General features: G+C 47.0%; 6 protein-coding genes. 1 reads left to right on the top strand and 5 read right to left on the bottom strand.

What is annotated here, in order from left to right; genetic code table 11:
* A partial coding sequence (locus B9A91_RS23860; RefSeq protein ID WP_159451776.1) for a beta strand repeat-containing protein occupies positions 1-5,304 on the bottom strand: 5,304 nt, incomplete at its 3' end.
* Positions 5,305-5,535: 231 nt separating this feature from the next.
* Between B9A91_RS23860 and yiaK the strand changes: the two genes are divergently transcribed.
* Positions 5,536-6,522, top strand: a complete 987-nt coding sequence (yiaK, locus tag B9A91_RS23865) for a 3-dehydro-L-gulonate 2-dehydrogenase (protein WP_200815724.1) — start codon at positions 5,536-5,538, stop codon at positions 6,520-6,522.
* A gap of 6 nt (positions 6,523-6,528) precedes the next feature.
* On the opposite strand, the gene ppnP is transcribed toward yiaK, so the two are convergent.
* The 4 genes from ppnP to B9A91_RS24190 form a co-directional block, all read right to left on the bottom strand.
* Positions 6,529-6,822, bottom strand: a complete 294-nt coding sequence (gene ppnP, locus B9A91_RS23870) for a pyrimidine/purine nucleoside phosphorylase (RefSeq protein WP_084241589.1) — start codon at positions 6,820-6,822, stop codon at positions 6,529-6,531.
* A gap of 46 nt (positions 6,823-6,868) precedes the next feature.
* A complete protein-coding gene (locus tag B9A91_RS23875; RefSeq protein ID WP_084241590.1) occupies positions 6,869-7,423 on the bottom strand; it encodes a DUF294 nucleotidyltransferase-like/CBS domain-containing protein in 555 nt (184 codons plus the stop codon).
* Positions 7,424-7,438: 15 nt separating this feature from the next.
* Entirely contained in the window at positions 7,439-8,329 is an 891-nt protein-coding gene (locus B9A91_RS23880; RefSeq protein ID WP_084241592.1) for a PorP/SprF family type IX secretion system membrane protein, read from the bottom strand.
* 4 nt (positions 8,330-8,333) lie between these two features.
* On the bottom strand, positions 8,334-9,425 hold a 1,092-nt coding region (locus B9A91_RS24190; protein WP_200815725.1), incomplete at its 5' end, for a hypothetical protein.

Genomic DNA, 9,425 nt, shown 5'->3' on the forward strand with positions numbered 1-9,425 from the left:
ACGGCTTACAGGGGTGGTAACCGTTGAACTGTTGTTGGCCGTGTTAGGGTCTGCAGAACCAGCTGGGCCTGTAACAGATGCAGTATTGGAAATACTGCCGGTAGCCGTTGCGGAAAGTGTTCCTGTAATGGTTAAGCTTGCACTCTGGCCAGTGCCCAGGTTAAGCCCCGTCCAGTTCCCGTTTGAACTGGTAAAACTACCTTTGGTGGCTGCGTAAACAGCACCGGTAAAACCTGCAGGCAATGCATCTGTTATGGTAATGTTGTCTGTTGGGAGCAGCGAGCTGGAGCCGTTGTTGGTTACTGTAATGGTATAAACCAAAGGCTGCCCTGCTACGGCTGCAGATGCGGTTTTGCTCAGGCCCAGGTCCATTACCCTGCCAATAGTGGAAACTACAGTTGAAGAATTGTTGGTATTTACAGGGTCGCTGGTATCGGCCGGGCCGTTAACCACCGCCGTATTGGATAAGCTACCGCTGGCAGTTGCCGCAACCGTTCCGCTGATGCTCAGGCTTACACTCTGACCGCTTGCCAGTGTTAAGCCGGTCCAGTTACCTGTTGTGCTCGAAAAATTACCACTTGAGGCAGTGTAAACCGGGTTTTCAAACCCATTCGGCAATGCATCCGTTACCGTGATATTATCTGCCGCCTGCAAGGTGGCAGGGCCATTATTGGTAAGGCTTATGGTATAGGTAAGCGGCTGCCCCGCTACAGCGGTACCTGCAGTTTTAACAACAGCAAAATCCATTATACGGCTTATCGCAGAAACAACTGTAGCGGTGTTGTTAGCGCTTACCGGATCTGCGGTACCTGTAGGGCCTGTAAGAGATGCAGTATTGGAAATACTGCCTGTAGCCGTTGCAGCAAGTGTTCCGCTAATGCTCAGTGCGGCACTTTGCCCGGCAGCCAAAGTTAAACCTGTCCAGTTTCCGTTTGCACTGGTATATGTGCCGCTTCCGGCAGTGTAAACTGCGGAGGTAAATCCGGCAGGCAAAGCATCAGTTAGGGTAATCACATCAGCCGGGTTAAGATTGCTTGGCCCGTTATTGGTTACGGTAAGGGTATAGGTTAGTGGCTGTCCTGCTGCTGCCGTGCCTGCAGTTTTAACAAGCCCCATATCCAGCACCCGTTGCGGAACCACAGTTGTTAGCGTAACGGTATTGTTTGCAGCCACCGGGTCGTTCTCTGCCCCTGCAATTACTGCTGTATTCTGATAATCGGCAGCCGTTTTGTTTGCCGTCACTTCTGCTTTTAATTCCAGGCTCTGGGCAGCATTCAAGCCCAGTGTACCAATAGTCCATTCGCCCGTAGCCGGATTAAAGGTACCTGCTGAAGGCGTTGCCGCAACAAAAGCGTAGCCCGCTCTGAGCACATCTGTAACCTTAACTGCGGTTGCTGTGCTGGGACCATTATTTAATGCGGTTACCGTAAAAGTGACGATATCCCCCACTTTAGGGCTGTTGCTGTTTACATTCTTGCTGATTTGCAGATCTGCAACAGCATTATAGGTTAAAACTACCTCATCGGCAGAGGCATTGCATATTCCGTTTGCTATACTCCATACCAAAGTAACACTGGTATTTGGGGCAATCGTAACCGTTGTGCCGGGGCTGCCCGGATTGGCTATACTGGCAGTGCCGGTACCGGCCTTCACCGTCCAGGTACCCGTTCCTATGGAAGGTGCATTTCCCTGCAAGGTAAATACACCCGAATTGTATTGAGTTTGATCCGGACCTGCATTGGCGGGTGTTGGGGGTTGTGTAACGGTAATGGTGACTATATTAGAAGGCGCCGACGAGCAGCCTGACTCGTTCAAGGCTGTTCTCCTGAACTGTGTTGTGGCAGTTAAAGTTCCCGGGCTGTAACTGGCCCCTGTTGCCTGTGCTATGGTGTTCCAGGTAGTACCATCCTGCGAGCTTTCCCACCTGTAACTGATTGTTCCTGATCCTGTGCCGGCACTAACAGAATTAAGCGTAGCGGCGGCAGTATTGGCACAAACGGTTTGATCGGCTCCGATGGAACCAGGTGTTAATACAGACTGAACCGTAACATCTATGTTAAAGGAAGTTCCGCTGCAGCCATTTAAGATTGGTGTAACCGTATAACGAACTACTCCGGCACCGCTGCCTGTGTTTGTGAGCCGCTGGCTTATGGGGGCGGCAACTGGAGTGGTCTGGCTGCTGAAGCCAGATACCGCAGCACCAGACAATTGCGCGGCAGTCCAGGTATATTGTATGCCGCTTACACTGGCCGTTGGGCTTACGCTAAATACAGAACCCGAACAAATAGCAGCCGGGTTGCTTGCTGTGGCTGTAATTGTTGGTACCAGTGTAACCGTAACCTTAAAAGATGTTCCTGTACAACCCGAATAGGTAGGTGTAACGGTATAAGTTACCGTTCCTGCCGATGAGCCGGAAATGGAGAGGGCCTGGCTAATGGAGCTTTGGTTACTTGCTGCCGTTCCGCCGGTAATGGTTGAAGGTGATTTTACCGGCGCAGCCCAGGTATAGGTTGTACCTGAAGGGACACCTGCAGGTGCCACCGTAAAAGTTCCTCCGCCCCCGCATAGTGATGTTTCCTGATCGGTAACCACCGGAACCGGGGTAACAGTAATTGTTGCTGCATTAGCATAGGTATTTGTACAGCTTCCGGCAACCACTACCGCCCTGTACATGGTGGTTACCGCAAGGTTGCTGTAGGTTTGTGTTGTACCTGTATTGGCTATGGATTGCCAGCTTACCCCATTGTCAACAGAACTTTCCCACCTGGACACAGTGCTGCCTGCACTTTGGCCCGATAAAGTAAGCGTCCGCACTGTTGCGTCGCCCGCACACACGGTGGTGCTTGAATTTACTGCTCCCGTTGAGGATACGGTAACGGTATGTACAGCCGTTTTGGGACCGCTGCAACCGGCAGCACTTGCAGTGATGGTGGCTGTTCCAGAAAAAAGAGACGACCAGGTTACCTCACCGGTGGCTGAATTGATTACACCAGCACTTGAATTGCTTAAGGTATAGGTTATACCTGTAGTATTTGCAGCGGTAGCTGCATAAGTGATCACTTCCGATCCCTGGCATCGTGAAGATGCCGTACCGGCCGCAAACACAGGTGTACCCACTACGCCCTGCACGGTAATGGTACCGGTAGTAGTAGAATTTGGTGTGCCGCCAACTGTGGTAACGGTATAGGTCTGGGTACCGGCAGTAGCTGCTGTAGGCGTACCGGAAATGGTAAGTTTTTTGGTAGCCGAACTATAACTTGCCGTTACCCCTGCAGGTAAGCCGGTTACCGTTGCCCCTGTTGCCGTGCCTCCAATAGAATAAACAATATTGGTAATGGCATTATTGATACACACCGTTTGCGCATCAGTACCGGAAACATCTACCCCGATAGAAGCAGCAGGGGTTAAAGTCACTGAACTTACATCGTTACTGGTTACATTATCTGTTTGTGTTCCACTTATAGCAGCAGTATTTACATAAGATCCGGTACTCTTCACAATTGCTTTTATAACCAAGCTTACCTCCGCATTACTGCCTAAAGATCCTATAGACCACAAACCTGTTGCAGCATTGTATGAAGTACCCCCAGAGGCCGTTGCAGAAACAAAAGTAAAACCATTGGGCAGCAAATCTGTTGCAGAAACCCCAATGGCATTTCCGATACCAAGATTTTTTGCGGTTAAAGTGAAAGTTACCGTAGCACCCACAGAAGGAGTAAGGTTGTCTACCGTTTTAACAATAGAACGGTCAATATTACAAAGCGCAACCGTAGCAGGGAGTGACTGGGCACTGATGCCGCAATCCAGCTGTGAGGTTACACTATAGCTGCCAGAGGCAGTGGCCACAAGCGTACTTCCTGTTGCACCGGCTATTGCCGCACCATCCAGGTACCATTGATACGGCCCGCTGCTGCCCGCGTCAACGCTTAAAGTTGCCGATGCACAATCTGTCTGGTTTACTGTTGGCTGCAATGCTTTTTCAGGAAAAGGGGATATATAATTAGCCATTGAAAACCCGGCACCAGATTCTATAGCTGCAATGGTAAGCCTTGATGCGCTGGTTAATGTAAATACCGACGGCGCACCGATTAGTACATTAGTAAAATCAATTTCATAAATGCCCGAGCTGCCCAATTGCCGCCTTGCGCCAATACCAGGTATAGTTTCAATGTCTGTGCCGGTGTAATTAATGGTGGCGCTCCCTTTTGTAGTGAGGTATACCTTATCTGTCAGACTTCTGGTAAGGATAAAGCCAAAATAAGGGAGATCTGGTGGTGTGCCCGAACCAACTGCATAACCACGGAATTTATAACTTTCTGCCCTTAATGAGCCCCCGCAACTGGCAATTGGGGCAATGGTGGCTACGTCTACCTCACAACCGTCGGCTGAGCCGGAATAAACCACCACATTTTTGGTGGCCACAATACGGGTAGATGTATACCTGGTAGTACCCACTCCGTTAGGTATCTGTGTAAAACTGCCGCCCGCTACAAGGTTTACAGTACTGGTACTTGCTACAGTTCCGTTTAAATTGAAATTGGTAATGGTTAAGGTGGTATTAGCTTCGGTTGCAATAATTACCGATTGTTCTGCTGTAGTGTTTCCATTACCCCTTATCACCACATATTCAGCCCCTAAGGAAGATATAGGCGGAACCGGGTTGCTCGTACCATCTGCGCAGGCTACCGGGGCATCAAAGCTGGCCCCTGTATTCATTACTGCAGGCCCCGAAGATTCTACCAGCGTACCAATATTGGCCCTGAACAGGTAACTCTGGCCGGCATTCAAGGTTGTAGTTGCTACCCCTCCAATTTTTATGGTGGTATTGTTTCCAATGGCCATAATAGAATAGGTAGGCCTTTCACCTGTTCCGGAGTTCAAGCTCCCATCCCTGTAATATCCTACCCTGAATGTACTTCCGATAGCTGCATCTCCAAAGCTGAATAACGAAGCATTTCCTTTAATATTGGTATCTGTACCTTCGGTGCCCAAAGCATCAGATGCCACGTTTCTCACGTTCACAGATATGGGCCGTGTACCAGTCACAATCATACCTGCAGCATTCAAAACGGTATTCAAAGCATTAATGGCAAGGGTACTGGGCAATGCTGTAAAGCGGTAAACCGCTGGTGTACCAGCCACGGCACTTAGCGTGGCCATTAAGGTACCATCGCTTTTTTGAATGGTAACCGTAACTGCCGAAGTACTGTTGGTGGCCACCACTACCTCATTCGCCTTGCTCCAGTATTGCCATGGGGCCGGTGCAATGTAATGTTTGGTATAAGTTTGCGCATTTAAAGCCATTGCAGACAGCAAAAGTAAAAGAGCGGCTAGAAGAAATTTTATACGAAAAGAATTTATGACATAGTAGAATACAGTCATAGACAGCGAGATTTAGGTAGATGATTATTTTATAGGTAAAATGAAATTAACTATAATTATTTAACAATCAAAAATCTAACGACTGTTTTTTTTGTTCATTTACTATTGAAGGCACCCTTTAAAAAAGTAATATTGTCTACTTTTGAAATAACCATGATACGTATACCATTTCAGGAACTTAAAAAAGAATTTGAGAGGGTTCTTTTGAAACTGTATTTTTCTGCAGCAACAGCAGAAACTTGTGCCGATATATTCGCGTCAAATAGCAGGGACGGTGTGTATTCACACGGTTTGAACAGGTTTCCGGTTTTTGTTAAGCTGGTTAAAAAGGGTCTGGTATTGCCGGATGCCGTTCCTACCTTGCTGGAAAAATTTGCTGCTATTGAACGTTGGGACGGAAATGCAGGCCCTGGTATGGCAAACGCTAAACATTGTATGGGCCGCGCCATTGAATTGGCCAGGGCAAATGGTATTGGCTGTGTAGCCCTTAAAAATACAAATCACTGGATGCGGGGCGGAACCTATGGCTGGCAGGCTGCAGAAGCAGGCTGCATTGGCATCTGCTTTACCAATGCCACAGTAAGTATGCCTGCCTGGGCTGGTAAAGAGCCTGTTTTAGGTAACAACCCCCTGGTTATTGCCATCCCCAGAGAAAACGGTCATGTGGTACTCGATATGGCGATGTCGCAGTTTTCCTATGGCAAAATGCAGGAATATGAATTAAAAAAAGAGCTGCTCCCCTTTCCGGGCGGTTACAATGAACAGGGTGAACTGAGTAAAGACCCCGCCGCCATCAGAAAGACCCGGGCGGGCCTGCCCATTGGTTTCTGGAAAGGCTCCGGGCTGGCGCTTGTACTGGACCTGCTTGCAGTGGCCCTTAGCGGCGGTAATTCTACGGCTAAAATAAGTGCACAGTCAGATGAATCAAATGTATCCCAATGTTTCATTTGTATTCAGCAGCCAGACCTGCATGCGGCTTTAATAGAGGAAGTCCTTACGTATACCAGAAATAGTACGCCGGTTAATCCTGAAGTCCAGATAACCTATCCTGGTGAGCGCACCTTAAAAACCCGTGTTGAAAATGAAAATTTGGGAATACCTGTTGTGGCAAAGATCTGGGAAGAGGTTAAGGCGATGTAATGCTGCTTATCCGTAATAGCACAAATACGCTACATCGGTATCACAAATGATATCAAATGAAGCTCCCGACGTTACTTCAAACTTATCCTGGGGCAGGTACTGCTGGTAGCCTTTATCGTCTAGTTTTACATTCATCGTGCCGGATATAACTACCATTACTTCAGGACCAGAGGTCGAAAAAGTGTAATTTCCTTTTTTCATTACCCCCAGTGTGGCTTTGCCCTGTTCGGTTTCCAAGCCAAGGCTTTGAACTTTACCTTCAAAATATACGTTATGTGGTATCTGCTGATCTGCACTCATGATTTTAGTCTGATGTTTTTTCAGCGCGCAAAGTACTAAAATATTTTCATGACCTGCGCAGAATTGCTATAGCTGTATACAGGTCAAAATTAAACTTATGGTATAGCGTACCGTACATCTGATCATCGCAACCCAGAAAGTAAACCAGGTCTTTACCATACACCATCCCGATACATTTGCCACGATCTGCAAGGGGCAAAAATTCCAGGTTTTGTTTCTGTAATATTTCCAATGCCTCTAAGACCAGTTGTTTTGGATTTAAACATTCTTGCCCGTTGAAAGCTTCGGCATACGGTTCGTTTTCTGCCAGGAAAGACAGGATCTTTATGTTGTCGGGCCGGGCCGGAGCGAATGTTTCAGGCTTATGGTCTGGAAGAATAAGCTCATCTGCATTGGCATAATCCATTAGTGTAGCCAGTGTATATTTAGAAAAAGAGTGCTGTTTTTTTGCAAATCCAAACACTCTTTTTAATGTGGTTACACTGATATGCCTGTTTAAGGATTGATTGATTCCATTTGCAATCTGCTCGCAATCGCGGGAGGTAATGTGATCAAGTCCCGTTTTTAAAAGCACCCGTTTTCTTAATTCATCATGTATCATCCCTTTTCAAATTTGTTACTTACTCAGGTTTAGCCTCAAATTCAGTTCAAAACTGCCGTTCGTATAGCCACTCAAAGCCGATGTTTGGGTGGTATAGGTTCCGCTGATCAGGTATTTTTTTCTGAAATCCATACCCAAACCAAAGGTTGCATTTTCAGTACTATGGTACATGGCCAGTAAAAACACCTGTTTACCCGCAATACTGAACTGCGAGCCGGCATCCCAGATGTTGTCAAATCCCTTTACTCCCCTGTAGGCAACTTTAGGCTCCATGTCTATGCCTTCCGGCCCTTCGCTGAGCTGGATCTTATAGCTTACCGCAGTATAAAAGGTAGCCACATCGGCCAGTTTGATCACATCCTTTTTCAGCACGCTTTTAAGATTGGGCACTGAAGCCTGAATATTCAGCTTATCCGAAGTGTAGGCAACACCAAAATCACCGTCCAGGTAAGTTTTGCGGTCGTTGTACTGCCCTACCATAGGGTCGTTCGGGTTCCCATAAATGTCCGCATTTTCCAGCCTTTGGCTCATGAAACCAAGGGAAACACCAAAGTGCAGTCTATGGTTGCTTTCGCTTAATTTAAGGTGATAGGCATAACTGCCCACTACCCGGGTTTGCCGCTGCAAACCTGCACTTTCGTTATTTACAGAAAGTCCTATCCCCACTTTGTTGAAGCCATAATCTGCTGTCAGGTTTTGGGTCAGGGGTGAGCCAGGTACATTGCTCCATAACTTACGGTAGGCACCGTTCAGTTTCAAGCCCTCACCTGCTCCTGCAAATGCAGGATTGATGAGGTACTGGTTGGTGTAATACTGTGCCGATAGCGGGTTTAACTGGGCTTTTGATGTTGTGGTACCAATGGCCATGATAGCCATTAGTACCAGTGTTTTACAAGTTCTTTTCATGATATTACCAATACATTCCCAGAATATTCCAACTCGTGCCATCGCTTATTAATTGTATCCAGCTGATGTTTGATAAAGTTGTTGCAGAAACGTCCGTTGTTCCTGAAGGTGTAGTATAAAACCCGAAAAGCAGATCAGACCCATTTGTCAATACATTAATCGATTGTGGTGTGCTGGTTGAAGTGGAGCTGATGTAAATCATTTTACCTTCTCCGGCTGAAGCGGCACTTGGCAAGGTAAATGTAACCGGCGAGTTACTCCGGTTTTTCACAATAAGGTTCTTTGTTACATCAGCTGCAGTAATGGTATAATCGGCTGTTTTTGACATAAAACTATACGCAGAACCGGTACTTGTCAAATAGGTGTTGTTATCTACGCTACCATCTGCTTTTAAAAACTGGGAAGAAGTACCACCGGATTTTATAAAAGAAGCTGCTGTTACTGCTCCACTCGTATTTACCGCTGTTACACTGGTATTACCCAACTGGATTTTATTGCTTGCATTTACAACAGCACCGTTACCAAGGGCGGTGGCGTTGGTTAAGGCCGAACTGCTTACATCGGCAACATAACCAATAATGGTGTTGTTACTTCCTGTGGTATTTGAGCCGGCTGACCCAAAACCAATTGCAATGTTATTACTACCCTGGCTATTGTTATATAAAGTCTCTCCACCAACGGCTACGTTTTTATTTCCGGTGTCATTGCCTTGCATGGCTTCCTGCCCAAAAGCAGCATTTTGAGAGCCCGTTGAATTGTTAACCATACTTAAATACCCATAGGCCGCATTATGGTGTCCGCTTGAATTTGCTTCCATAGCCTGCAAACCAATTGCTGTATTGCTAGATCCACTTGAATTGCCAGACATGGCCTGACGCCCGATAGCAATATTTTGATTGCTGGTGGTATTGGCATTTAAAGCCTGGTAACCGATGGCAATGTTGTCATCACCGGTGGTGATACTGGAAAGTGATCCCACCCCAATACCTATGTTTCTATCGGCAGTAGTCAGGGTACCCGTAGTTTGATGGCCAATCAGTAAACTGTTGGAGAAATTGGTTCCCCCAACTTTTCCTGTAACAGCGTTTGCACTGGT

The organism is Pedobacter africanus (assembly GCF_900176535.1).
Taxonomy (GTDB): Bacteria; Bacteroidota; Bacteroidia; order Sphingobacteriales; family Sphingobacteriaceae; genus Pedobacter; species Pedobacter africanus.